This window comes from Streptomyces sp. NPDC016640, from assembly GCF_043076215.1.
GTDB lineage: Bacteria > Actinomycetota > Actinomycetes > Streptomycetales > Streptomycetaceae > Streptomyces.
On record NZ_JBIBRG010000018.1, the window covers coordinates 77986 to 103173 of the forward strand.

Annotated in this window: 24 protein-coding genes; 10 read left to right on the top strand and 14 right to left on the bottom strand. The window is 72.5% G+C overall.

Annotated elements, in window-relative coordinates; all coding sequences use genetic code 11:
* Positions 1-106: 106 nt before the first annotated feature.
* The 4 genes from ACF07S_RS29745 to ACF07S_RS29760 are packed head-to-tail and all read right to left on the bottom strand — an operon-like array spanning position 107 to position 3688.
* A complete protein-coding gene (locus ACF07S_RS29745; RefSeq protein ID WP_391975604.1) occupies positions 107-1198 on the bottom strand; it encodes an amidohydrolase family protein in 1092 nt (363 codons plus the stop codon).
* A 28-nt stretch (positions 1199-1226) separates the two neighbouring features.
* Positions 1227-2018 carry an amino acid ABC transporter ATP-binding protein gene (locus ACF07S_RS29750; protein ID WP_391966524.1) on the bottom strand — a complete coding sequence of 264 codons (792 nt, stop codon included), beginning with the start codon at positions 2016-2018 and terminating at the stop codon, positions 1227-1229.
* The gene (locus tag ACF07S_RS29755) at positions 2015-2848 is read right to left on the bottom strand and encodes an amino acid ABC transporter permease (protein WP_391966525.1); all 834 of its coding nucleotides are present in this window, start codon (positions 2846-2848) and stop codon (positions 2015-2017) included. Before ACF07S_RS29755 ends, ACF07S_RS29750 begins: the two co-directional genes overlap by 4 nt.
* A gap of 3 nt (positions 2849-2851) precedes the next feature.
* A complete protein-coding gene (locus tag ACF07S_RS29760; protein WP_391966526.1) occupies positions 2852-3688 on the bottom strand; it encodes an ABC transporter substrate-binding protein in 837 nt (278 codons plus the stop codon).
* Between the two features lie 187 nt (positions 3689-3875).
* Here ACF07S_RS29760 and ACF07S_RS29765 point away from each other — a divergent pair, with 187 nt between their 5' ends.
* From ACF07S_RS29765 to thpD, 5 genes are all read left to right on the top strand, one after another.
* Positions 3876-4976 (top strand): pyridoxal-phosphate-dependent aminotransferase family protein, encoded by a 1101-nt coding sequence (locus tag ACF07S_RS29765; RefSeq protein WP_391966527.1) that lies wholly within the window; start codon positions 3876-3878, stop codon positions 4974-4976.
* A gap of 398 nt (positions 4977-5374) precedes the next feature.
* Complete coding sequence (gene ectA / locus ACF07S_RS29770) at positions 5375-5881, top strand: diaminobutyrate acetyltransferase (RefSeq protein ID WP_391966528.1); 507 nt, start codon at positions 5375-5377, stop codon at positions 5879-5881.
* 67 nt (positions 5882-5948) lie between these two features.
* Positions 5949-7220: a diaminobutyrate--2-oxoglutarate transaminase gene (gene ectB / locus ACF07S_RS29775; protein ID WP_391975605.1), complete on the top strand. Its 1272-nt coding sequence runs from the start codon at positions 5949-5951 to the stop codon at positions 7218-7220.
* Between the two features lie 36 nt (positions 7221-7256).
* A complete protein-coding gene (locus ACF07S_RS29780; protein WP_391966530.1) occupies positions 7257-7655 on the top strand; it encodes an ectoine synthase in 399 nt (132 codons plus the stop codon).
* A 60-nt stretch (positions 7656-7715) separates the two neighbouring features.
* The gene (thpD, locus tag ACF07S_RS29785) at positions 7716-8558 is read left to right on the top strand and encodes an ectoine hydroxylase (protein ID WP_391975606.1); all 843 of its coding nucleotides are present in this window, start codon (positions 7716-7718) and stop codon (positions 8556-8558) included.
* 85 nt (positions 8559-8643) lie between these two features.
* Here thpD and ACF07S_RS29790 read toward each other — a convergent pair whose 3' ends face one another.
* From ACF07S_RS29790 to ACF07S_RS29800, 3 genes are all read right to left on the bottom strand, one after another.
* Positions 8644-9696: an aminotransferase class V-fold PLP-dependent enzyme gene (locus ACF07S_RS29790; protein WP_391966532.1), complete on the bottom strand. Its 1053-nt coding sequence runs from the start codon at positions 9694-9696 to the stop codon at positions 8644-8646.
* Between the two features lie 96 nt (positions 9697-9792).
* Complete coding sequence (locus ACF07S_RS29795) at positions 9793-10500, bottom strand: DsbA family oxidoreductase (protein ID WP_391966533.1); 708 nt, start codon at positions 10498-10500, stop codon at positions 9793-9795.
* 83 nt (positions 10501-10583) lie between these two features.
* Positions 10584-11192 carry a DUF1349 domain-containing protein gene (locus tag ACF07S_RS29800; RefSeq protein WP_391975607.1) on the bottom strand — a complete coding sequence of 203 codons (609 nt, stop codon included), beginning with the start codon at positions 11190-11192 and terminating at the stop codon, positions 10584-10586.
* Positions 11193-11449: 257 nt separating this feature from the next.
* On the opposite strand from ACF07S_RS29800, the gene ACF07S_RS29805 reads away from it, so the two are divergent.
* On the top strand, positions 11450-13171 hold the full coding sequence (locus tag ACF07S_RS29805) for a histidine kinase (RefSeq protein ID WP_391975608.1): 1722 nt from the start codon (positions 11450-11452) through the stop codon (positions 13169-13171).
* Positions 13172-13264: 93 nt separating this feature from the next.
* A complete protein-coding gene (locus ACF07S_RS29810) occupies positions 13265-13927 on the top strand; it encodes a response regulator (protein WP_391966536.1) in 663 nt (220 codons plus the stop codon).
* Between the two features lie 6 nt (positions 13928-13933).
* On the opposite strand, the gene ACF07S_RS29815 is transcribed toward ACF07S_RS29810, so the two are convergent.
* Complete coding sequence (locus tag ACF07S_RS29815; protein ID WP_391975609.1) at positions 13934-15463, bottom strand: aldehyde dehydrogenase (NADP(+)); 1530 nt, start codon at positions 15461-15463, stop codon at positions 13934-13936.
* A gap of 141 nt (positions 15464-15604) precedes the next feature.
* Here ACF07S_RS29815 and ACF07S_RS29820 point away from each other — a divergent pair, with 141 nt between their 5' ends.
* The 3 genes from ACF07S_RS29820 to ACF07S_RS29830 all read left to right on the top strand — a co-directional run bounded on the left by ACF07S_RS29820 (position 15605) and on the right by ACF07S_RS29830 (position 18141).
* A complete protein-coding gene (locus tag ACF07S_RS29820) occupies positions 15605-16378 on the top strand; it encodes an IclR family transcriptional regulator (protein WP_386014914.1) in 774 nt (257 codons plus the stop codon).
* 4 nt (positions 16379-16382) lie between these two features.
* Complete coding sequence (locus ACF07S_RS29825; RefSeq protein ID WP_391966538.1) at positions 16383-16856, top strand: GNAT family N-acetyltransferase; 474 nt, start codon at positions 16383-16385, stop codon at positions 16854-16856.
* 685 nt (positions 16857-17541) lie between these two features.
* Positions 17542-18141, top strand: coding sequence for a SigE family RNA polymerase sigma factor (locus tag ACF07S_RS29830; protein WP_391966539.1), 600 nt, complete (start codon positions 17542-17544; stop codon positions 18139-18141).
* A 165-nt stretch (positions 18142-18306) separates the two neighbouring features.
* On the opposite strand, the gene ACF07S_RS29835 is transcribed toward ACF07S_RS29830, so the two are convergent.
* The 6 genes from ACF07S_RS29835 to ACF07S_RS29860 are packed head-to-tail and all read right to left on the bottom strand — an operon-like array spanning position 18307 to position 25155.
* Positions 18307-19668 (bottom strand): ABC transporter substrate-binding protein, encoded by a 1362-nt coding sequence (locus tag ACF07S_RS29835; RefSeq protein ID WP_391975610.1) that lies wholly within the window; start codon positions 19666-19668, stop codon positions 18307-18309.
* 52 nt (positions 19669-19720) lie between these two features.
* Positions 19721-21304: a family 43 glycosylhydrolase gene (locus ACF07S_RS29840; protein ID WP_391975611.1), complete on the bottom strand. Its 1584-nt coding sequence runs from the start codon at positions 21302-21304 to the stop codon at positions 19721-19723.
* Positions 21301-22146 carry a PmoA family protein gene (locus ACF07S_RS29845; RefSeq protein WP_391966542.1) on the bottom strand — a complete coding sequence of 282 codons (846 nt, stop codon included), beginning with the start codon at positions 22144-22146 and terminating at the stop codon, positions 21301-21303. Before ACF07S_RS29845 ends, ACF07S_RS29840 begins: the two co-directional genes overlap by 4 nt.
* Complete coding sequence (locus ACF07S_RS29850; protein WP_391975612.1) at positions 22143-23330, bottom strand: Gfo/Idh/MocA family protein; 1188 nt, start codon at positions 23328-23330, stop codon at positions 22143-22145. The genes ACF07S_RS29845 and ACF07S_RS29850 overlap by 4 nt, the downstream gene beginning before the upstream one ends.
* Positions 23327-24223 carry a carbohydrate ABC transporter permease gene (locus ACF07S_RS29855; RefSeq protein WP_391966544.1) on the bottom strand — a complete coding sequence of 299 codons (897 nt, stop codon included), beginning with the start codon at positions 24221-24223 and terminating at the stop codon, positions 23327-23329. The genes ACF07S_RS29850 and ACF07S_RS29855 overlap by 4 nt, the downstream gene beginning before the upstream one ends.
* On the bottom strand, positions 24220-25155 hold the full coding sequence (locus tag ACF07S_RS29860; RefSeq protein WP_391966545.1) for a carbohydrate ABC transporter permease: 936 nt from the start codon (positions 25153-25155) through the stop codon (positions 24220-24222). Before ACF07S_RS29860 ends, ACF07S_RS29855 begins: the two co-directional genes overlap by 4 nt.
* Between the last annotated feature and the right edge of the window lie 33 nt (positions 25156-25188).

Here is a 25188-nt window from a genome sequence, read left to right on the forward strand (position 1 = left end):
GCCGGGGACTCCGGGCCGGGCCCCCGGGGGCGGGCGTCCCGGCGCCGGGCCGGGATCACCGGCCGCCGTGGGGCCGCCGGGCCCGGCGCGGGTGACGGGCCGCCCCCTATCCGACCACGCGGCCGTTCAGCACCACCCGGCGCGGATCCGTCAGGACGCGTACGTCGGCCCTCGGGTCGGACGCGTAGACCACGAGGTCCGCCGGGGCCCCCTCGTCGAGGCCGGGGCGGCCGAGCCATGCCCGGGCGGCCCAGGTGCTGGCCGCCAGGGCCTCGACGGGCGGGATGCCGGCCTTGGTCAGTTCCGCGACCTCGTCCGCCGCCAGGCCGTGCGGGAGGCTGCCGCCGGCGTCCGTGCCGACGAAGACGGGGATGCCGGCGTCGTGGGCGGAGCGCACGGTGTCGTAGCGGCGTTCGTGGAGCCGGCGCATATGGGCCGACCAGCGCGGGAACTTGGACTCGCCGCCGTCGGCGAGTGCGGGGAAGGTGGCGATGTTGACGAGGGTGGGGACGATGGCGACGCCCCGCTCGGCGAACAGCGGGATCGTCTCGTCGGTCAGGCCGGTGGCGTGCTCGACGCAGTCGATGCCCGCCTCGACCAGGTCCCGCAGGGAGTCCTCGGCGAAGCAGTGCGCGGTGACCCGGGCGCCCAGCCGGTGCGCCTCGGCGATCGCCGCCTCGACGGCGCCGCGCGGCCAGCAGGCCGACAGGTCCCCCAGGTCGCGGTCGATCCAGTCGCCGACCAGCTTCACCCAGCCGTCGCCGCGCCGGGCCTCCCGGGCGACGTGGGCGACGAGGTCGTCGGGCTCGACCTCCCAGGCGTAGCCGCGGATGTAGCGGCGGGTGCGGGCGATGTGCCGCCCCGCACGGATGATCTTCGGGAGGTCGTCGCGGTCGTCGGTCCAGCGGGTGTCGGAGGGCGAGCCCGCGTCGCGCAGCAGCAGCGCGCCGGCGTCCCGGTCGGTGAGGGCCTGCTTCTCGGCGACGTCCTCGGGGACCGCGCCGTGCCGGTCGAGGCCCACGTGGCAGTGGGCGTCGACCAGCCCGGGCAGCACCCAGCCGTCGACGGTGCGGATGTCGCGGGCGGCGGCGGGACGGTCGTAGGAGATCCGGCCGTCCACCACCCACAGTTCGTCGCGGACCTCGTCCGGGCCGACGAGGATCCGCCCCTTCACGTGCAGCACCGCGCGTTCGCTCATGCACCGCACCCTAGTGCCGCGTCGGGCGCTACTCGGACGTGCCCACCTGGTCCGAGGTCTCCTCCTCCACCTCGGCCATCGCCGGGTCGAGGAGGCGGGAGAGGAAGTGGCGGGTGCGCTCGTGCCGGGGGTGGCCGATGACCTGCTCGGGGGCGCCGTCCTCGACGATCACCCCGCCGTCCATGAAGACGACCCGGTCGGCGACCTCGCGGGCGAAGGTCATCTCGTGGGTGACGACCATCATCGTCATGCCCTCGTCGGCGAGCATCCGCATGACGGCGAGCACGTCGCCGACCAGTTCGGGGTCGAGGGCCGAGGTCGGCTCGTCGAACAGCATCACCTCGGGGCCCATGGCCAGCGAGCGGGCGATGGCGACGCGCTGCTGCTGGCCGCCGGAGAGGGAGGCCGGGTAGGCGTCCGCCTTCTCGGCCAGGCCCACGCGGGCCAGGTTCTCGGCGGCCACCTTCGCCGCCCGCGCCTTGTCCCGCTTGAGCACCCGGCGCTGCGGCAGGGTGAGGTTCTCGGTCACGGTGAGGTGCGGGAACAGGTTGAACTGCTGGAAGACCATGCCGATACGGCGGCGTACGGCGTCGATGTCGACGTCCGGGTCGGTGAGTTCCGTGCCGCCGACGAAGACCCGGCCCCCGGTGGGCTCCTCGAGGAGGTTCACGCACCGCAGCAGGGTCGACTTGCCCGACCCGGACGGGCCGATGACGCAGACGACCTCGCCCTGGCCGATCTCCAGGTCGATGCCGCGCAGCACCTCGTTGTCGCCGAAGGACTTGTGCAGACCGCTGACGCGGATCTCGGGCCGGCTCATTTCACGGCCTCCTGGGCCTTGGCCTCCATACGGCGCACGACGAGGCCGAGCGGGATGGTGATCAGCAGGTAGCACAGGCCGGCCACCAGGATGGGCGTGGAGTTGGCGGTCGTGCTGGCCAGGTCCCGGCCGTACTTGGACAGTTCGCGCTCCTCCAGGGTCACGCCGAGGAACAGCACCAGCGAGGAGTCCTTGAAGAGCAGGACGAGTTCGTTGGTCAGTGGCGGCAGGATGATGCGGAAGGCCTGCGGGATGATGACGGAGACCATGGCCCGGGCGGGCGAGAAGCCCAGCGAACGGGCCGCCTCCATCTGCCCCTTGGGCACGGCCTGGATGCCGGCGCGGATGGTCTCCGCCATGTAGGCGGCGGCGACCAGACCCAGCGCCAGGGCGACCTTGCCGTAGGTGCCGCCGATGATCTCGGTGCCGGGGAAGGCGAGCGGTACGGCCACCCCGATGAAGATGAAGATCAGCAGGGCGGGCAGGCCGCGGAAGATCTCGATGTAGACGCCGGCCAGCCAGCGGTACGGACCGACCGACGACAGCCGCATCAGCGCGATCACCATGCCGAGGGCGAGCCCCACGGCGAAGCCGGTCACCGTGTACAGGACGGTGTTCTTCAGCGCCAGCGCGATGACGTCCGGGAACATCTGCCGCGCGATGTCCGCTTGCGCGAACTGGTTCTGCAGCCGGTCCCAGTCGGCCGCGACCGCGAAGGCGATCACGGCCGCGGCGAAGACGGCGTACTGCACGCCGCGCGACAGGCTGCGCTTCTGACGCCGGGTCAGACCCTTCTTCTTCGGCTGGAGCCGTGTCTCGGTGTCGGACATGGATCAGGCGGCGGACTCGTCGTAGGGGCCGATCCACTGCTCGTACAGCTTCTTGTACGTGCCGTCGGCCCTGGCGTCCGCGAGCGCCTTGTCGATGGCCTCGCGCAGGGCGGTGTTGCCCTTCTTCACCGTGAAGCCGTACTGCTCGCCGGTGTCGAGGTTGTCGACGACCTCGAAGGCGTCGGCGTTGGCCTTGTCCTTCAGCCAGCCCTGGACCACGGGGTAGTCGATGACGACGGCCTTGACCTGGCCGGTGCGCAGGCCGTTGAGGACGGCGTCGGAGGACTCGAAGGAGACCGGGTCGAAGCCCTCCTTCTTGACGTAGTCCTCGCCGGTGGTCTGCGCCTGGGCACCGAGCTTCACGTTCTTGGACTTCACGTCGGCGAGGGAGGCGACCCGGCTCTTCCTGTCGACGAGGACGGCCTGGGTGGCGTCGAAGTACGCGGCGGAGAAGTCGACGTTCTTCTTCCGCTCGTCGGTGATGGTCATACCGGCCGCGGCCAGGTCGCACTCGCCGGAGTTGAGGAAGGCGCCGGTCTTGAAGTTCTCGAAGGGGGTGTCGAGGATCTGCTGCTCCACGCCCAGGTCGTCGGCGACCAGGTCGATCAGCGCGACGTCGAAGCCCTGCACCTTGCCGTCGATCTCCGACTGGAAGGGCGGATAGGGCAGGTGGGTGCAGGTGGTGAGCTGCCCCGCCTTGACGAGCTCGACACCGCCGGCGGCGGTCTTGGACCCGCTGCCTCCGTCGTCGCTGGAGGTGCAGGCGGTCAGAAGGACCAGTCCGGCCGTCGCGGTGGTGGCGGCCAGCATGCGGGTCCGGCGGCCGGGGAGCGTCTTCAAGGGGGCCTCCTGTCGGGGAACTGTGAGTTCCGATTATAAGGAGGGGTTTGACCTCCTCAAACCAAACCGATGGCGTCGGGGCCGTCCGGCCCGGGAACCCGGCCGGCGGCCGGGCGGCGCTCATGGCGACGGTCTACCCTCGACTGCGTCGTACCCGCGCCCGACGTGAAGCGAAGAGAGCACCGCCGTGACCCACCTCCTCCTCGACCTGCCCCCGCTGAGCGCCGCGCGCTTCGCCTCGATCGAGGACCGGGTGGCACGACTGCTGGGCACCGGGCAGGACGTCGTGATCATGCAGGGTGAGGCGCTGCTGCCGCTGGAGGGCGCGATCCGCGCGACGGCCGGTCCCGGCACGACCGCGCTGAACGTCGTCACGGGCCCCTACGGGCAGACCTTCGGCGACTGGCTGCGGGACTGCGGCGCCACCGTGATCGATCTGACGGTGCCCTTCCACACGGCCGTGACGGCCGGGCAGATCCGCGCCGCGCTCGCCGAGCACCCGGAGATCGACTTCGTGTCGCTGGTGCACGCGGAGGCGGCCACCGGGAACACCAACCCGGTCGCGGGGATCGGCGAGGTGGTACGGGCGCACGGGGCGCTGTTCTACCTGGACGCGGTGGCCTCGATCGGCGCGGAGCCGGTGCTGCCGGACGCGTGGGGCGTGGACCTGTGCGTGATCGGGGCGCAGAAGGCGATGGGCGGTCCTGCCGGGGTGTCGGCGGTGTCGGTCAGCGGGCGGGCGTGGGCGCGGATGGCGGCGAACCCGCGGGCACCGCGCCGCTCCTACCTGTCCCTGCTGGACTGGAAGGAGCGCTGGATCGACGGCGGGCGCACGACGCTGCTGCACGCACCGGCGCAACTGGAGATGCTGGCGCTCGAGGCGTGCGTGGAGCGGATCGAGGCGGCGGGCCCGGAGACGGTGATGGCCCGGCACGCGTCGGCCGCGGCGGCCACCCGGGCGGGCGCGCTGGCGCTGGGCGGCGGCCTGGAGCCCTATGTCCACGACGCGGCGGAGGCGGCCCCGGTCGCCACGACCCTGCGGGCCCCGTCCGGCACGGTGGCCTCGGACCTGGTGGCCCGCGCCCTGGCCGCCGACCCGGCTCTGCCGCTGGCGGCGGGCGGCGGCGTCCTCGCCAAGGAGATGATCCGCGTCAACCACTACGGCCGCGACGCGGACCCCGGCGCGGTGCGCGCGAGCCTGACGGCGTTGGGCGGGGTGCTCGGCGCGGCGGGGCTGGACGTGGACACGGCAGGGGCGCTGCGGGCCGCGGAAGACGCCTGGCGCTGACCGCGGGACGGGCCGGCCGGCCGCCGGCGGAGTGGCCGGTACGTGAATCCCACGGGAATACCGGAATTCCGCGCACTTATTTCCACGAGACATTCTCCTGCCGAATTCCCCATTACCTTCCGGAGTAGCTCCCCGTCTTCTCATGCCCGCTCCCCCGGGCCCTAAACGCTACGATTCCGATAAGCGGAACCGGAGCGTTCCGGACACTCTCACGAGAGCCGCATGCTTGTGATCGGTTCCACATCGCGCCCGTTTCGCGCCATATATGCCGTGCAAATCCGGGCATAACGCGGAACTCTCGCGCGTCTCCGCCCACCCGCGCGATAACACAGATCAAGCCTTCACGTAACCGCGCCGGGCGATGCAATTTCGAATTCACCTGGGTAAGTTCAATTTGCATGACTGCCGCACAAACAGACCTGCGAATCGACCGCCCCACCGTGGCGGACGGAGCCGTGCTGTGGCGGATAGCCAGGGACTCGAAGGTCCTCGACCTGAACTCGTCGTACAGCTATCTGCTGTGGTGCCGTGACTTCGCCGCCACATCGGCCGTAGCCCGCGACGGGCGCGGTGAGCCGATCGGCTTCGTCAGCGGATACCTGCGGCCGGACAGCCCGCACACCCTCCTCGTCTGGCAGGTCGCGGTCGACGCGGCGCACCGCGGCCGCGGCCTCGCCGCCGCCCTGCTCGACGAACTGGCCGCCCGGACCGCCGCCGAGCACGGGGTGACCACCGTGGAAACCACCATCACTCCCGGCAACACCGCGTCCGAGCGCCTGTTCACCGCGTTCGCCGAGCGCCACGGCGCCCGGCTGGAGCGCGAGGTGCTGTTCGACGCCGGCCGGTTCCCGGACGGGCCGCACGACCCCGAGGTGCTGTACCGCATCGGGCCGCTCGCGCGCTGACCACCCGGCCGGACCCCTGATCCTCCGACTCCCTCCGACCTCCCACGCCACCGAGGAGCCATTCGCCGTGACCATCACCCAGCCCGATCTCAGCGTCTTCGAGACCCTCGAGTCCGAGGTGCGCAGCTACTGCCGCGGCTGGCCCACCGTCTTCGACCGTGCGCACGGCAGCCGCATGTACGACGAGGACGGCCACGAGTACCTCGACTTCTTCGCCGGAGCCGGCTCGCTCAACTACGGGCACAACAACCCCGTGCTGAAACGGGCGCTGATCGACTACCTGGAGCGGGACGGCGTCACCCACGGCCTCGACATGTCGACCACGGCCAAGCGCGCGTTCCTGGAGTCCTTCCAGAACTGGATCCTGCGCCCGCGTGACCTGCCGTACAAGGTCATGTTCCCGGGGCCGACGGGGACCAACGCCGTGGAGTCCGCGCTGAAGCTGGCCCGCAAGGTGAAGGGGCGCGAGGCGATCGTGTCGTTCACCAACGCCTTCCACGGCATGTCGCTGGGCTCGCTCGCCGTGACCGGAAACGCCTTCAAGCGGGCCGGGGCGGGCGTCCCGCTGGTGCACGGCACGCCGATGCCGTTCGACAACTACTTCGACGGCCGGGTCCCCGACTTCCTGTGGTTCGAGCGGCTCCTCGAGGACCAGGGGTCCGGCCTGAACAGGCCCGCCGCCGTGATCGTCGAGACCGTGCAGGGAGAGGGCGGCATCAACGTCGCCCGGCCCGAGTGGCTGCGCGCCCTGGCCGGGCTGTGCGAACGCCAGGACATGCTGCTCATCGTCGACGACATCCAGATGGGCTGCGGCCGCACCGGTGCCTTCTTCTCCTTCGAGGAGGCCGGCATCACGCCCGACATCGTCACCGTGTCCAAGTCGATCAGCGGCTACGGCCTGCCGATGGCACTCACCCTGTTCAAGCCCGGGCTGGACGTCTGGGAGCCGGGCGAGCACAACGGCACCTTCCGCGGCAACAACCCCGCCTTCGTCACGGCCACCGCGGCCCTGGAGGCGTACTGGGCCGACGGGTCCGCGATGGAGAAGCAGACCCGGTCGCGCGGCGAGCAGGTCGAGCAGGCGCTGATCGCCATCACCGAGGAGAACCTCGCCGACGTCAAGGAGTACCGCGGCCGCGGCCTGGTGTGGGGCATGGAGTTCCACGACAGGGAGCGCGCGGGGCGCATCGCCCGGCGCGCCTTCGACCTGGGGCTGCTGGTCGAGACGTCCGGTCCCGAGAGCGAGGTCGTCAAGCTGCTCCCGGCCCTGACCATCACCCCGGACGAACTGGACGAGGGGCTCACCACCCTCGCCCGCGCCGTCCGCGAAACCGCCTGAGAACACGCACCCGAGCCGAGGAGGCATCGCAGCACCGTGATCGTCCGTTCGTTCAAGGAGATCGAAGGCACCGACCGGCACGTGAAATCGGCGTCCGGCACCTGGGAGAGCAAGCGCATCGTCCTCGCCAAGGAGAAGGTCGGCTTCTCCCTCCACGAGACGATCCTGTACGCGGGTACGGAGACGTCGATGTGGTACGCGAACCACATCGAGGCCGTCGTCTGCACCAGGGGCGACGCCGAGCTGACCGACCGCGAGACCGGGAAGACCTACCGCATCACGCCCGGGACCGTGTACCTCCTGGACGGCCACGAGCGGCACACGCTCAAGGTCAGGGAGGACTTCCACTGCATCTGTGTCTTCAACCCGCCCGTGACCGGACGGGAGGACCACGACGAGAACGGCGTCTACCCCCTGCTCACCGAGGAGGTGTGAGTCGCCTTGCCCACGGCCGCGAACGTCACCGACCTCTAGCCCACCCGCGGCGCCACCGAGGTGGCGGTTCCCCGGCAGGACCCGGTGGTCCGGTGCTCCCCGGACACGCCCGGCCCGATCGCGCCCGGTGACCTGGAGTCCCTGGAGCGCGACGGCTTCCTCACCGTCGACCGGCTCATCGGGCCGGACGAGGTCGCCGTCTACCGGCGCGAGCTGGAGCGGCTCGTCACCGACCCGGCCGTCCGCGCGGACGAGCGCTCGGTCGTCGAGCCGCGGTCCGAGGAGATCCGGTCCGTCTTCGAGGTGCACAGGATCAGCGAGGTGTTCGCGCGTCTGGTGCGCGACGAGCGGGTCGTCGGGCGGGCCCGGCAGATCCTCGGCTCGGACGTCTACGTCCACCAGTCGCGGATCAACGTCAAGCCGGGCTTCGGCGCCGGCGGCTTCTACTGGCACTCGGACTTCGAGACCTGGCACGCCGAGGACGGTCCGCCGAACATGCGCACCGTCTCGGTCTCGATCGCGCTCACCGAGAACCACGACACCAACGGCGGTCTCATGATCATGCCCGGGTCGCACAGGACGTTCCTCGGATGCGCGGGGGCCACCCCGAAGGACAACTACAAGCAGACCCTGCAGATGCAGGACGCGGGGACGCCGTCCGACGCTGCGCTGACCGGGATGGCCTCGGAGTACGGCATCAAGCTGTTCACCGGCAGGGCCGGCTCGGCGACCTGGTTCGACTGCAACTGCATGCACGGCTCCGGGGACACCATCACGCCGTTCCCGCGCAGCAACGTGTTCATCGTGTTCAACAGCGTCGATAACGCGGCGGTCGAGCCCTTCGCGGCGCCGGTGCGGCGGCCGGACTTCATCGGGGCGCGCGACTTCACTCCGGTGAGGTGAGCGCCTGACGCTTCCTGCGGGCCGGGCCTCCTCGTGCGGGACGGGGAGGCACCGGCCCGCTGCCGTGTGCCGGGCGGGGAGGCGTTCAGCCGGACAGCGCGTCCAGCAGCCGGTCCACGTCGGCGGCCGTGTTGTAGAGGTGGAAGGACGCCCGCAGGTTGCCGGCCCGGGCGGAGACCTCGATGCCCGCCCTCGCCATCTCCGGCTGCAGGCGGCCGAGTCCGGGCACCGACACGATCGGCGAGCCGGGCGAGGGCACGGGCGTGCGGCCCAGCGTGGCGAGCCCCGCGCGGAAGCGGTCGGCGAGGGCCAGGTCGTGGGCGCGGATGGTGTCCACGCCGATCTCCTCGACGAGTCCGAGGGAGGCGCGCAGTCCCGCGTAGTCGAGCAGGGCGGGGCTGGAGTCGAACCGCCGGGCCGAGCGGGCGAGTCCGGTGACGGGGCCGTAGCAGCTGTCCCACGGGTTCTCGCCCGCGACCCAGCCCGCCTGCACCGGCGTGAGGTCGCCGAAGTCCTCCGGCACGACGAGGAAGGCCACGCCGTGCGGGCCGAGCAGCCACTTGAAGGTGATGGAGACGCTGTAGTCGTGGGCGTCGGCCGTCACCGGCAGCCAGCCCGCCGCCTGCGAGAAGTCGACGTAGGTGCGTGCTCCGTGGTGCCGGGCCGCCTCACGCAGGGCGGCCAGGTCGGCGATCCGGCCGTCGGCGGACTGCACCGCGCTGACCGCGACCAGCGCGGTGCCGGGACGGACGGAGTCGGCGAGCCGCTCCAGCGGCACGGCCCGCACCTTGAGGTCGCCGCGCGCGTGGAAGGGGTTCAGCACGGAGGTGAAGTCGCCCTCGGCGGTGAGCACTTCGGCGCCGGACGGCAGCGAGGCCGCGACCAGCGCGGTGTGCAGGGCGACGGTCGCGCCGGCCGCCACCCGCTCGGCCGGGACGCCGGCCAGCCGGGCGTAGGCCGCGCGGCAGGCCTCGACGTCGGCGAACAGCGGGTCGAGTGACCGGCCCTCCGCGCGGAGCCGTACGGCGTCCTGGAGCGCGGCCGCGGTACGGGCCGGCAGGAGGGCGTTGCTCGCGGTGTTCAGGTAGGTGTTCTTCGGGGTGAACTCGGCACGGACGAGGTTCTCGAAGGTCTCCATGGAACCACTCTGCGGCTCCCGCACCTCCCCGTCCATTGCCGAATTCTGCCCAGTAGCGTCAAGGAAGGCTTATGCATAGGCCTTGACCTGCGCACTCTACTGCTGTGGCACCGCGCATCCGTCCGGGCCGCAGACCTCGCCGCCGTCGACCGGCTTCAGCGGCGGACGCTCGCCCCAGGCCTGGGTCAGCGCCCGGGTGAACACCTCGGCGGGCTGGGCGCCGGAGACGCCGTACGTGCGGTCCAGCACGAAGAACGGCACCCCGGAGACGCCGAGCTGCGCGGCCTCGCGCTCGTCGGCGCGGACCCCGTCGGCGTACGCCTCCGGGTCGGCGAGGACCTGGCGGACGGCGTCCGCGTCGAGACCGGCGGCGGAGGCCAGGGCGACGAGCCGTTCGTCGTCGTCGTAGACGGACCGCTCCTCGGCGAAGTTCGCCCGGTACAGCAGGTCGAGCAGCTCGGCCTGGCGGCCCCGCTCGCGGGCGTGGTGCAGCAGGCGGTGCATGTCGAAGGTGCTGCCGTGGTCGCGGCCCCGGGTGCGGTAGGGCAGGCCCTCGGCCGCGGCCTGGGCGCCGAGGTCGTCCTCGCCGGCCTCGGCCTGCGCCTCGCTCATGCCGTACTTCTTGGTGAGCATCGTGATCACCGGCTGGACGTCGTCCTTGGCCCGGCCCGGGTCCAGCTCGAAGGACCGGTGCACCACCTCGACCTGCTCGCGGTGCGGGAAGGCGGCCAGGGCCCTCTCGAAGCGGGCCTTCCCGACATAGCACCAGGGGCAGGCGATGTCGCTCCAGATCTCGACGCGCATGGGCCGGCTCTCTCCAGGGTCGTACGGGGACGGAGACTCCCTCCGACGACCGCGTGAACGTTCAAGCAGCTGCTTCCATTCCCTCAGCTGCCGTCCCGCAGATCACGCGGCCAGTGGGACCGGTACTGGATGCGGTCGTACGTCACCGCACAGCCCTCCCCCATCGGCGACTGGGTCATGAAGCCGATCAGGGCGGCGCCGGACTCCTTCCCGTCCCCGAGGGTGAAGAGCCGGACGAAGGTCCAGCGCTCGCCGTCGCGGGAGGCGTGGAAGGCGAAGGCGCGGCCGGTGCGGCTCACCCGGAGCCAGACCGAGTTCCCGTCGACGGTGAAGGAGTTGGCGTCGTCGGAGTGCCCCCGGGTGACCACCGTGCAGACGGTGGGCACGTCCGGGGAGTACTCCAGGCAGAGCTTGGCCCAGGCCCGCTCGCCGGCATGGACGTAGAGCACCCCGGCGTCGAACGACGCGGTGAAGCCGACCGTGACCCGCGCTATCAGCTGGAAGTCGCCCTCGGGCGCGCCCAGCAGACGCGGCGCGTCGCAGACGGGGTCCAACGCCTCCCCGGTGGGCGGCACGAACCGGTCCTGCCGGGGTCCGGCCCAGCCGGTGAGGACGCCGTCCTCGTGGGACCAGTGGCCGTCGGGGCCGTAGGCGCGCAGGGGGAAGGGCAGTCCGGGGATGTCCAGGTCCATGGCGGGATTCTTTCAGGCGGGGCCCGGCGCCGGGGCCCGGACGGCGGTCCCGGTCGGCGGTCCCGGTCGGCGGTCACGGGCGGCGGTCACGGTCGGCGGTCCCGGAGCGTGCCCGGCCCGGAGCAGTCCCCGTACGTCGCCACCCGCAACGACCGGAGACGACAGGCCCCTTGACGGCCGGGAGTTCACTTTCGTCGTTCGGGACCGCGCCGAAGGGGGGATGCGGGCGTCCGGGGGCGGCCCCCTATCGTCTGCGCGTGGACGCAGCAGAGACACCCCGCACCGGCCCGCCGCTCCGTTCCCGGCTCGCCGCCGCCTCCCCCTGGCCCCGCAGGCGGATCGTCGGGGAGGCCGCACTCACCCTGGTGCTCTCCGGGACCGCCGGTCTCCTGTACACGACGGAGACCGGATCCGTGGCGCGGGGCGGCGCCCTGGCCCTGGTCGTCGCCGTACTGTCCCTGGCCCGCCGCGCCCTGCCGGCGACGGTGCTGGTGGTCTCGTCGGCCCTGGCCGGGGCGGTCGTCGGCGTGTTCGCGCTGCTGGTCTACGCGAGCTGGTCGGCGGGCAGCCGCGTCAAGCGCCCGGGGCGCGCGCTGGCCGCCTACGCGGCCGGCCTCGTGCTCCACCTCGTCCTCGCCGTCACCACCGCGGCCGACGACCAGCTCGGGGTGTCGCTGCTGATGACGGCCGTGCTGGGCGGGAGCCCGTTCCTGGTGCTGGCGGTCGTACCCGGTCTCGCCTCGCGCTACCGCGCCCAGCGTCACGCCCTGCTCGACGCCCTGCGGCGGCACAACGCCCAGCTGGTGCGCGAGCAGACGATGGTGGCGCGGCAGGCCAGGCTGCTGGAACGGCAGCGCATCGCCCAGGACATGCACGACAGCCTCGGCCACCAGCTCGCCCTGATCGCCGTGCACGCCGGGGCACTGGAGGTGGACCCGGAGCTGAACGGCCGCCAGCGGGAAGGGGTGGGCATCCTCCGGGAGGCCTCCAGGTCGGCGATGCGGGAGCTGCGCGAGGCCGTGGGCATCCTGCGGGACGGCGTGGAGGCGCCCGCGCCGGGCCCCGAGGACGACGCCGAGCCCTCCACGGCCCGTGTGGCGGCCTCCGTCGACAAGCTGGTCGCGTCGTCACGGGCCGCGGGCGCGCCGGTGGAGCTGCGCCGCTCCGGCACCGAACGGTCCCTGGCGCCCGCCGCCGACCACGCGGTGTACCGCATCGCCCAGGAGGGCCTGACCAACGCGCACAAGCACGCGCCGGGCGCCCCGATCACGGTGGCGCTGCGCTACGAACCGGACAGCCTGGTGGTCGAGGTGGCCAACGGGCCGGTGCCGGCCGGGGCACCGGCCGGGCCGCCCGCGATCAGCGGCGGCCAGGGGCTGACGGGCCTGCGGGAGCGGGCCAGGCTGGTCGGCGGCATGGTGCACACCGGCCCCACCCCCGACGGGGGTTTCCGCCTCGCCGGTGTGCTGCCGTACGGCGACGGCGAGGGGCGGTCCCGTCCGGACGGCGCGACTTCCGTCGCCGCGGGCGACGACTTCCGGGGGCAGATCGGCGGGGGCTCCGCGGGCGACGGTGGAGCCGTCATCGAACGCGCTGATCCGCAGAAGGAGTTCGCCGCCATCATGAGCAGCAGGAAGAACGTCGCCCTCGGGTGTGCCCTCACCGCCGTCGTCCTCGTCGTGGGCGTCGGCGCCCTCCTGTTCTGGGGGGTCGGGAAACTGATGGACGAGGTGGAGAAGGGCGTCATCCCGGCGAGCGTGTACGAGTCGGCCCAGGTCGGTGACTCCGAGGCGGACATCCGGAAGAAGTTCCCGCAAGGCGGCTCGCTGCTCACCGAGGGCGTGGAGAAGGACGGCCCGCCGCTGCCCGAGGACGCGACCTGCGAGCACTTCGTGGACGACGAGGCCGACATCGTCTACCGGTTCTGCTTCCGCGACGGGAAGCTGTCCTCCAAGGAGTCCTACGAGCACAAGGTATGACCGACGGTCCGTGGCCGCGCCCGCGACCGGATCGGGCATGATGGGCGGGCTTTCGCCATCCGCTTGTCACACCGACACCGTGCAGGAGGCCGCGTGATCCGGGTCCTCGTCGCCGACGACGAGCCGCTCATCAGGGCCGGCATCAGGATGATCCTCACCTCGGCCGACGACATCGATGTCGTCGCCGAGGCGCGGGACGGCCGGGAGGCGGTGGAGATCGCCCGCGGCACCGCGGTCGACGTGGCCCTGCTGGACATCCAGATGCCCGTGATGGACGGGCTGGCCGCACTGGCCGAGATGGGCCGCGCCGCGCCGCGGGTACGCGTGCTGATCCTGACCACGTTCGGGGAACGCGACAACGTCCTGCGGGCTCTCGGCCACGGCAGCGCGGGCTTCCTGCTGAAGGACTCCGCGCCGCAGGAACTGATCCACGCGGTCCGCGCGGCGGCGGCCGGCAACGCCTATCTGTCCCCGGCCGCCACCCGGCACGTGGTGGACACCCTCGCCTCCCCCGCCGCCACCGTGCGCGGCGAGGAGGCACGCCGCCGCCTGGCCGGGCTGACGGCACGCGAACGCGAGGTCCTGGCCCTGCTGGGCGAGGGTCTGTCCAACGCGGACGCCGGCGCCCGCCTGCACATGAGCGAGGCCACGGTGAAGACCTACGTCAGCCGCATCCTGACCAAGCTCGACTGCGACAACAGGGTGCAGGCGGCGCTCCTGGCCCGCGACGCGGGCCTGGAGCCGAGCACGGGGTGAGCCTCCTCAGCGCTCCAGCCTGCCGTTGAACCTCCGGGGCAGTCCCAGCGGGTTGTCGTCCTTGAGTTCCGCGGGCAGCAGGGCCTCGGGCGTCCCCTGGTACACCACCGGCCGCAGCCACCGCTCGACGGCCGTCCCGCCCACCGACGTGGACGTCGAGGTGGTCGCCGGGTACGGCCCGCCGTGGTGCTGCGCGGGCGCGACCGCCACCCCCGTCGGCCAGCCGTTCACCAGCACGCGCCCGGCCAGCGGCGTCAGCTCCTGCAGGAGCTCCGCGCCGCGGCCCTCCCCGGCCGCCTCCTCGGCGGAGAGCTGCACGGTCGCGGTGAGGTTGCCGGGCAGCCGCGACAGCACGGCCCGCACCTCGGTGTCGTCCTCGTAGCGGGCCACCACGGTGACCGGGCCGAAGCACTCCTCGAGCAGCAGGTCGTGCTCGCCCTCCTGGGCCAGCCGGCTCGCCGGGACGGTGAGGAAGCCCGCGCTGACCGTGTGCTCGCCCCCCGCGCCCGGGGTCACCGGGGACTCCACGTCGGGCAGTTCGGCGCGCTCGGCGACCCCTGCGACGAAGTTGTCGCGCATGCGGTGGTCGAGCAGGACGCCCGCGTCGGTGTCGCTGACTGCCTCCGTCAGGGACCTGAGCAGTCCGTCGCCGGCCGGGCCGGCCGGCGCCAGGACCAGGCCCGGCTTCACGCAGAACTGGCCGACCCCCAGCGTCATCGAACCGGCGAGCCCGGCGCCGATCGCCTCGCCGCGCTCGGCGGCGGCGGCCTCGGTGACGACGACCGGGTTCAGGGAGCCCAGCTCGCCGTGGAAGGGGATCGGGACGGGCCGGGCGGCGGCCGCGTCGAACAGGGCGCGGCCGCCGCGGACGGATCCGGTGAAGCCGGCCGCCGCGACCAGCGGGTGCTTGATCAGCTCGACGCCGGCCTCGAAGCCGTGCACCAGGCCGAGCACGCCCTCGGGGAGGTCGTGCCGGGCGGCGGCCCGGCGCAGCACCTCGGCGACCAGCTCGGACAGACCGGGGTGGTCGGGGTGGGACTTGACGACGACCGGACAGCCGGCCGCGAGCGCGCTCGCGGTGTCGCCGCCGGGCACCGAGAAGGCGAAGGGGAAGTTGGACGCCGAGTAGACGGCGACGACGCCCAGCGGGATCTTGTAACGTCGCAGGTCCGGCACGGGCGGGGTCGCGGTGTCGTCGGGGTGGTTGATGACGACGTCGAGGAAGGCGCCCTCGTCGACGATGTCCGCGAAGGCCCGCAGCTGGTAGCAGGTACGGGTGAGTTCGCCGGTGAGCCGGACCGGCCCGAGCGCGGTCTCCGCGTCGGCGGCCTCGACGAGCCGGTCCTTGGCCGCCTCGAGCTCGTCGGCGGCCGTGCGCAGGAAGGCCGCGCGGACGGCGCGGTCCGCCAGCGCGCCGCGCGCGTCGTGCGCGGCGCGGACGGCTGCGTCCACCTCCTGGGCCGTGGCCTCCACCGCAACCTGTTCACGCTGCTTCCCGGTTCGGGGGTCGACACTCCAGACTGGTGCTGCTGCCACCGCGGGTCCCTCCACTTGATTGCCGCATGCAATGCCGCAGTATGTACGTCATCCTTCAGGGTGTTCGATATACTGAACGCTGTCTCTGTGGATGAATGTGCTTCGGAGACTATTTCCCGGCGAACGAAGGGGTCAAGGGCGATGTCGGCTGGCGAGACGGGCGGCGGGGCACAGGTCAAGTCCGCGGTACGGACCGTTGAACTGCTCGAGTACTTCGCCGGGCGCCCCGGCATGCACTCCCTGGCGGCGGTCCAGGAAGCCGTCGGGTACCCCAAGTCGAGCCTCTACATGCTGCTGCGCACGCTCGTCGACCTCGGCTGGGTGGAGACGGACGCGACGGGCACGCGGTACGGCATCGGCGTCCGGGCCCTGCTGGTGGGCACGTCCTACATCGACGGCGACGAGGTGGTCGCCGCGGCCCGTCCTACCCTGGACCGGCTCTCGGACGACACCACGGAGACCATCCACCTCGCCCGGCTCGACGGCACCAACGTGGTCTACCTGGCCACCCGCCAGTCGCAGCACTACCTGCGCCCCTTCACCCGGGTCGGCCGCCGGCTGCCCGCGCACTCGACGTCGCTGGGCAAGGCGCTGCTGAGCACGTACCCGGACGAGCAGGTGCGCAAGATGCTCCCGGAGACGCTGCCCGCCCTGACCGAGAACACCATCACCGACCGGGAGAAGCTCATCGAGGAGCTGCGCCTGGTGCGCGAGCAGGGCTTCGCCGTGGACCGCGAGGAGAACACGCTGGGGCTGCGCTGCTTCGGCGTGGCGATCCCGTACCGCACCCCCGCGCGGGACGCGATCAGCTGCTCGGTGCCGGTGGCCCGGCTCACGCCCGCGCACGAGCAGCTGGTCAAGGACGCCCTGTTCGACGCGCGCGACCGGCTGACCCTGGCCACCCGTAGGCTCTGACCCCATGGACGTCTCCCTGCGGCCCGTGCACGACAGCGACCTGCCGGTCTTCTACCGGCAGCTCAACGACCCGGAGGCGCTGCGCATGGCGGCCTTCACCCCCGAGGACCCCGCCGACCGGGACCGCTTCGACGCCCACTGGGCGCGCATCCGCACCTCGCCGGACGTCGTGGTGCGCACGGTCCTGGGCGACGGTGACGTGGTGGGCCACGCGTCCGTGTACGGGGAACCGGGCGAGCGCGAGGTGACGTACTGGGTCGACCGCGCGTACTGGGGCAAGGGCATCGCCACCGCCGCGCTGCGCGCTCTGCTGGCGGAGGTGGCCGAACGCCCGCTGTACGCGCGCGCGGCCGCGGACAACGCGGGGTCGCTGCGAGTGCTCCGGCGGTGCGGTTTCGAGGTCTCCGCACGCGCCACGGGCCACGCCCGCGCGCGGGGCGCGGAGATCGAGGAACTCGTCCTCACGCTGCGCGGCTGACCCGGTCCTCCCCCGCGCGGCGGAGGCGGAGCCTCGGGCGGCGCGACCGGGCCGAGCGCGGGCGTCCCCGCGGACCGCGGCAGCGGCTTCCACGTCCTGGAGTCCCTGTACGTCGTCCGCCTGCCGGCCGCGGTCGGCAGGCGGTGTCCTGCCGGCCTTCCGGGGGCTCCGGCGTTGCCGGTGCGGGTGCCGCTCGTCCTCGCCGGAATCGCTCGCCGGACCTGCCCCTCGCCCTGCCCGGGACGAGGGGATTCAGGACAAGGATGCGGGCCAGGGTGAGGAGCGTGGCCAAGACCGCCGCGGATCCCCCGGCCGAGCGTGGATCCCCGTCCGGAGATCCGGAAGAACCGGTCGGGGCTGTTCACCGCGGGCGGCCCGGCCCCGGGTCGGCGGGCCGTCTTCCGCGCCTCGGACATGACGACTGCTCCTTGCCGGCTGGGGATCATGCCGCGGTCGCCGGCTGGATCGCGCCCGGGGTGAACCTTCTCCGGGTGCGGTCCGTGTTACGGATGCGAGTGCCGACCCGTCAGACACCGTTCGATCCACCGTACGGACCTGTAGATGATCACTGCTGCGCTCCGGAACCCGCGACGGCCGATGCCGGACGTTCACATGTCATCTACATGACAGACGCCGTCACCGGTGCCCGTCGGGCGTCCGGCGCCGCTGCGAGGGGAGGTCGCCCGTGGGCACCGTCGTCGACGACGCCGCCTCCGTGGAGTTCCACGCGTTCTTCGAGCGCCACTACGCCGAACTCTCCCGCCTCGCCCACCTGCTGACGGGTGAGGCGGACACCGCCGACGACCTGGTGGCGGACGCGCTGCTGGCGCTGTGGCACCGTTGGGACCGGGTGCGCGCCGCGGACCATCCGGCGGCCTACGCCCGGGGGGTGGTGGCCAATCTGGCCCGCACCCGGATCCGCAGCGCGGTGCGCGAGCGGCGGCGGGTCGCACTGTTCTGGTCGCCGCGCGAGGAACGGACCGAGAACCCCGACGTGCCGGGCGTGGTGGACGTGCAGGAGGCGCTGCGCCGGCTGCCGTTCCGCAAGCGGGCGTGCGTGGTGCTGCGGCACGCCTTCGACCTGTCGGAGAGGGACACCGCGCTGGCCCTCGGCATCTCGGTGGGTACCGTGAAGAGCCAGACCTCGAAGGGGATGACCGAACTGCAGCGGCTGCTGGGCACGCGGGAGGTACCGCGGCGGGTGCACGCGACGGTGGCGGCGACCGCCGGCGGGGACGGGAGCGTGCGCGAACGCGCGGACGAGGCCACGGGAAGGGACCGGTGACGATGCGGCGGGACGTGCACGAGGAGCTGCGCGCCCGGCTGCACGAGGCGGCCGGGGCGCACGCGCCCGACCGGGAGCGGATGGCTCCACCGTGCGGGCGCGACCGGCCCGGGACGGCCCGCGGCCCGGGATTTACGGGCCGCCCCCGGCGGTTGCGCACCGGCCTCAGCCCATCTGCTCCCGCCACTCCGCCTGCGCCTCGTTCAGCTGTCCGGCCAACGTGTCCAGGAACTCCTCGGCGCTCATGTCGCCCAGCAGCACCTTCTGGAAGTTCGGCTCGTTGTCCGCCTTGGAGACCGTGTTCCAGTCCGGCAGGTAGTACGGCAGCTGCACGATGCTCGTGGACCCGTCGCTCAGCGCCTCGGCCGCCAGCTTCGTCGGCTCCGCCTCGGCGATCCAGTCGTCCTCCGCGGCGTCCATGTGCGCCGGCACCTGCCCGGCCGCCTCGTTGAACTTCGAGCTGGACGGGGCCGACGTGGCGAACTCGATGAACTTCCAGGCCGCCTCCTTGTTCTTCGAGCTCTTGAACAGGCCGACGCTGTCGACCGGGTTGGAGACCTGGACCCGCTTCCCGCCGGGCCCGGTGGGCTGCGGGATGCCCCGGAACCTGTCGCTGCCGAGCGCCTTCACATGGTCCTGGTAGGAACCGAGGTTGTGGTTCAGCATGCCGATCCGGCCGGAGTCCCACTGCGCGACCATCTTGGTGAAGTCGTTGTTCAGGTCGGCGGCGGGGGTGGCCTTCTTGAACAGGGCCGCGTACCTCTCCAGGGCCTCGACGTTCTTCGGGTCGTCGACCGTGGTCTTCCTGCCGGTGGAGTCCCAGAACGAGGTGATGCCGGACTGGCCGTACATCGCGTCCAGGGCCTGGGCGATGGAGCCGGCGCCACCGCGGATGGTGTAACCGAACTCGTTGCTGTCCTTCTTCGTGAGCTTCTCCGCGGCCTCGTAGAACCGCTCCCAGGTGTTCGGCTCCTCCAGGCCCGCCTTCTCGAACAGGTCGGTGCGGTAGTAGAGGACGCCGTTGTTCGCCGAGGTCGGGATCGAGTACAGCTTGTCGTCGCCGCCGCCGGCGGCCCGCAGCGACTCGATCATGTCCTTGTTGAGCTTGCCGTTCAGGGGGGACTTGGCCAGGCGGAAGTCCAGCGCGTCCAGCGCGCCCTGGGCGGCGAAGCCCGCGAGCATGGACGCGCTGACGCCGCCGACGTCCGGCAGGCCGCCGCCCTGGATGGCGGTGTCGACCTTGGACTGGTACTCGGTGGAGGCGATACCGACGTACTGGACGTCGATGTCCGGGTTCGCCTTCTCGAAGTCGGCGATGATCTCCTTCCAGATGTCGGTGCGGACACCGCCGTTGTTGTCCCAGAAGACGATCTCGCCCTTGCCGCTGCCCTCGGCGCCGTCGTCGCCGCCCGCACCGCTGCCGTCGTCGCCGCAGGCGGTGGCGGTCAGGGCGAGCACGGCCCCCAGGGCGACGGCGGCCGGCGTCCGGCGCCTGCCTGTGCTGCTTCTGCGCATGCTGATCCTCATTGGTCGGCCCTCTTCTTCCGAATCCAGCGGACTGTGAAGGTGCGGGGGTCTGTCAGGACGGTCCGGCGGCGGCCGGCCGCGCCGGGGCGCCGATCCTGAACCGGGTGAACGTGGCGGCACCGGCGTGCCCCTGACCGGGGGGCGCCAGGGCGACCAGGCCGAGCAGGGCTCCCACCCAGCGCCACGGGGTGGCGGCGAAGACCTGCCCGGAGGGGCGGAGGCCGTCGCCGGTGTCGTACGAGAAGCGGCAGCGCGCCCCGGCTGCGATGTCGATGCGCAGCCGGGCCCGGCCCTCGGGAGCGGGCCGCGGGTGATCGGCGTCCCGTTCCCCGTCGGCGACCGCCTCGGCGAACCGGTGCACCAGACGCACCGCGCCGTCCGCGCCCCGCTGGAGCCCGATCCAGCGGTACGCGTCCCCGAGGACCGCCAGCCCGGCGCGCGCCCCGGGTTCCCCGCCGTCGAGCCGCAGTTCCACCTCGACGGTGCACGGCGTGCCGGGCAGCCGCTGGGTGAGCACGTTGGGCACCCTGCGCAGGTCGTGCGCCTCGGCGGAGCGTACGCAGGTCAGCCGCAGTCCGTCGGCGGAGTGCCGGAGGGCCCAGCCGTCCCTGGGGTTGGCGGCCCACTGCCACTGGCGGCCGTGCCGTCCGCCGGGGAAGTCGTCGTCGGTGGCCGGTGCGGCGGGCGGCTGCGCGGGCAGGTCCGGGCGGCGGTGGACGGCGACGGGGGCGCCGTCGTCCCCGAGCACCGGCCAGCCTCCCCCGCTCCCGGCTTCGCTCGAGCGGGAGGTGTCCCCACCGCTCCAGCGCATCGGCTGGAGGTGGACCACCCTGCCGTACGCCCCGCGCTGCTGGAAGTGCAGGAACCAGTCCTCGCCGGACGGGGTGCGCACCCAGCCGCCCTGGTGGGGGCCGTTGACGTCGGTGTCCTTCTGCTCCAGGACGACCTTCTCCTCGTACGGCCCGAAGAACGCGCGCGAGCGGAAGGCGCCCTGCCAGCCGGTCTCCACTCCCCCGGCGGGGGCGAGGATCCAGAACCAGCCGTCGTGCCGGTAGAGCTTGGGCCCCTCCAGGGTGAACCAGCCGGGGATCCGGTCGGCGTCGACGATCACCTCGCCCTCGTCGAGGAGTTCGGTGCCGTGGGGGTGCATCCGGTGGCCGGTGAGGCGGTTCTTGACGCCGCTGCGCGACTTGGCCCAGGCGTGCACGAGATACGCCTCGCCGGTCTCCTCGTCCCACAGGGGACACGGGTCGATCAGGCCCTTGCCGGCCTTCACCAGGAGCGGGCGGGTCCAGGGGCCGCGGATCCCGGGGGCGTTGACCTGGAAGATGCCCTGGTCGGGGTCGCCCCAGAAGATCCAGAAGCGGTCGTCGTGGTGGCGCAGGGACGGGGCCCACACGCCGCGGTCGTGGCGGGGAAGGGCGAACTCGGCCTCGGGTTCCAGGCGTTCCAGGGCGTGGCCGACGAGGGTCCAGTTGACCAGGTCCCGGGAGTGCAGCAGGGGCAGCCCGGGGACGCGGCCGAAGCTGGAGGCGGTCAGGTAGAAGTCGTCGCCGACACGGATCACGTCCGGGTCGGACCAGTCGGCGTTCAGGACCGGGTTGCGGTAGGTGGACTCCGTCCGTCCGGCGGTCACGGGCCCACCGCCTTGCGGACCAGCGCGGCGGCGGCGTCCCGGCCGAGGCGGCCGTCGGCGACCACGGTCACGACGCGGCGGACGACGGTCCCGCCGGGCGGGACCGGCAGCCGCGCGTCGTGCGCGAGGGAGGAGCCGACGCCCGGGTACTCGGCGGTGCGTACGAACCAGGGGTCGCGCCCGGTCGGTCCGGTGGCGCCGGCGAAGACCAGGGTCCAGGTGGAGCCGGCGAGCGCGAGCCAGTCCGCGGGGCGGCCGTGGACCTCGTCGACGCCCTCGGCTCCGGCGGTGAAGACGTCCGGGGCCGCCTCCTCCTTGCGGGCCCGCCAGAAGAAGCCCCCGTAGGCGGCCCCCGGACGGCCGTTGGTGGCGGGGCTGCCGATGGACAGGGGGCTGCGGGTGACGTTGGTGAGGGAGAAGGTGAAGTCCAGCGCCCAGGCGGTGCCGGTGAGTCCGGTGGCCGCCACCGTGCGGCGCTCGCGCAGCAGTTCGCCCGGCGCGGCCACCCAGCGCAGTTCCTCCACGAACCCGTCGGGGTCGCGCAGCTGGTAGGAGGAGTGCCGTTGGGAGCCGTGGTTGTCCAGCTCGGCCGGGCCCCGGTCACGGACGTAGGTGCGTCCGCCCCAGAAGTTGAACCCCTCGACGTCGGGAACGGCGACACCGACGCCGAGGTGGTGTGCGTGGTCGGCGGGGCTCAGCTCGGTGACCGCCGTACCGGCCAGGGTGGTGACGGGGTGCAGGTACGGCCGCGGGGAGAGCCGGGCCGGCAGTTCGGGCCGGGTGACGTACCGGCCGACGGGCCGGCCCGCGACACGCAGGACCACGGAGTCGTTGCCGGTCATCGGGTGCTCACCTCTTTCGGCGGGTGGTGCGCGGGCGGCGCCCAGGGGGCGCCCAGCTCGGAGTAGAGGGACAGGGTGTCGGCGGCGGCCGCGACCAGGCCGTCGACGCCGGGCACGACACGGCGGTTCTCACCGGGGACGCGGTGCCAGACGCCGGCGGGCAGCGGGGCCGGGTCGGGGGCCTGCCGGATCGCCTCGACGACCTTCATGAAGGCACCCGTCCGGTCGGGGGTGACCAGCAGCGGGGTGCCGTCGGTGAGGTGGGCGAGGAGGTTCTCCAGCAGGTCGGTGCGGCCGAACCGCATCTCCCGGGGGCCGTGGCCGGCGCGCTGGAGCAGCACGCGGTCCTGCTTGTACCAGAGGGTGATCCGGCCGCGGGTGCCGTGCACCAGGACGTACGGCTCGTCGGCCCGCTCCGCGCACAGCGTCGCGGCGACGGTGACCGGCCCGCCGCGCGCGGTGGTGATCCGTACGCAGGAGGTGTCGTCGGACTCGATGTCGTGGGCGCGCAGCAGTTCGGTCTCGATGCCGGTGACGTCCTCGGCGCGGGTGCTGCCGTCGAGCGCGAGGGCGGTGGCGACGGCGTGGGCGAGCGGGTTGGTCAGCGCGCCGTCGATCACGTCGACGCCGTTCAGCCGGCGCCGGCCCGCCCAGGGCGCCCGCCGGAAGTACTCCTCGGGCCGCACCCAGGCGCCGGCGCCGCCGACCCCCACGACCCGGCCGACGGCGCCCTCGGCGACCAGCTCCCGGATCGCGGGCACGGCGTGCGAGCCCAGCGACTGGAAGCCGATCTGGCAGGCGACCCCCGCCGCGGCGACCCCGTCGGCCATCCGGCGGAACTCGGCGAAGGACGGCGCCGGCGGCTTCTCCAGCAGGAGGTGCACGCCCCGCGCGGCGGCCGCGAGGGCGAGGCCGGTGTGAGTGGGGATCGGGGTGCAGACCACCGCGACGCGGGCGCCGGTGGAGTCCAGCAGCGCGCCGAAGTCGGCGGACTGCTCGGGGAGCTCCCCGCCGAACTCCTCCTCGGTGAGCGGGGTGAGCTCACCGATGCCCACGAGCCGCACCAGGCCCTCCGCCTGGAGCCGGCGGATGTTCGCCAGGTGCCAGCGGCCGTGGCCGCGGGCTCCGGCGAGGACGACGGGGACCGGGAGCAGGGCGCCGGGTGCGGTCCGGGGTTCCGTCATCCCTTCACCGCCCCCGCGCTGAAGCCGGTGATCAGCCACTTCTGGATGAAGGCGAACACGAGCACGACGGGGACGGCCGCGATGATGCCGCCCGCGGCGAGCGCGCCGAGGTCGACGCTGTCCGCGCTCATCAGGGTGTTGAGGCCGACCGGGATGGTCTGCTTCTCCTGGTTGTTCAGGAACATCAGGGCGAACAGGAAGTGGTTCCAGGAGTGGACGAAGGCGAAGGAGCCGACGGCGATCAGGCCGGGCCGCAGCAGCGGCAGGACCACCACTCGGAAGGCCCGCATCCGGTTGCAGCCGTCCACCCAGGCGGCCTCCTCCAGGGAGTACGGCACGTTCTTGATGAAGTTGCCGATCAGGATCATCGACAGCGGCAGCTGGAAGACCGTCTCGGCGAGGATGACGCTGCCGAGGGAGTTGATCATCCGCAGCTCGGCGAAGATCTCGAACAGCGGCACCAGCAGCAGCGCGCCGGGCACGAACTGGGAGCACAGCAGGGCCAGCATGAACGCCCGCTTGACCTTGAAGTCGAACCGGGCGAGGGCGTAGCCGCCGGCCAGGGCGACCAGCGTCGTCATGATCAGGGTGGCGACGCCGACCAGCACGCTGTTGTGGAAGAAGGTGCCGAAGCCGCGGTCCGTCCAGACCTTCTCGAAGTGGACGAAGGTCATCGGCCAGGGCACCAGCGAGGTGGAGCCGGCCGGGCGCAGCGCGAAGAGCAGGATCCAGTAGAACGGGACGAGGGTGAAGACGAGGTAGATGCCCAGGGGCAGGTAGATCTGCCAGCGGGGTGCCTCGTCCCAGGCGCGGCGCCGCTTCCCCGGGCGGGACGGTTCGGGGGCGGTGGGCGCGGGGGCGGGGGCGGCCTGCGTGGCCTCTTCGGTGATCACTTGCTTTCGCCTCCGAACTTGCTCAGCCGCAGGTAGACCATCGAGCAGAAGAGCAGGATCACGAACGCGACCGTGGTGAGGGCCGACGCGTAGCCGAAGTCGTGGGCGTCGACCGAGGTGTTGGCGATGTACAGCGGCAGTGTCGTGGTCTCGCCCGCGGGTCCGCCGCCGGTCAGCGTGTAGAGCAGGTCGACGTTGTTGAACTCCCACACCGCGCGCAGCAGCGTGGACAGGATGATGGCGTCCTTCAGGTGCGGCAGCGTGATGTGCCGGAACTGCTGGACACGGCTCGCGCCGTCGACCTCGGCGGCCTCGTAGAGGTCCTTCGGGACGGACTGGAGGTCGGCGAGGATGAGGATGGCGAAGAAGGGGACGCCGCGCCACAGGTCGGCGACGACCACCGCGGAGAAGACCGTCGAGGTGTCCGACAGCCAGCTGGTGCCGTATGCGCCGATGCCCATGTCCGCGAGGTAGCGGGTGACGCCGGTCTGCGAGTTGTAGAGCAGCACCCAGATCGCGGAGGTCAGCACGCCGGAGACGGCCCAGGGCGAGAAGACGAGGGCGCGGCCCAGGGCCCGGCCGGCGAAGGTCTGGTTGACGATGAGGGCGAGCGCCAGGCCGAACAGCAGTTGCAGCCCGACCTCGACGAACACCCACTTGGCGCTGAAGACCAGCGTGTCCCGGAACAGCGGGTCCTCGGTGAAGATGCGGGTGAAGTTGTCCAGGCCCGCGTAGCCGTTCCGCCACGGCTTGGTCGGGTTGTAGTTCCGCAGGCTGTAGTAGAAGACGCTGATGACCGGGTACGCGATGAAGCCCAGCATGAGCAGGGCGGCGGGCGCGATCAGCAGGTAGGGAAGCCTGCGGGGGGCGGCGGAGGCACGGCGCCGCCGGGGTGGCGCGGGTGGTTTCGCCACGGCTGCGGCTTGGGCCATGACTGTTCTCCGTTTCTCGGTACGTCCTGCTGC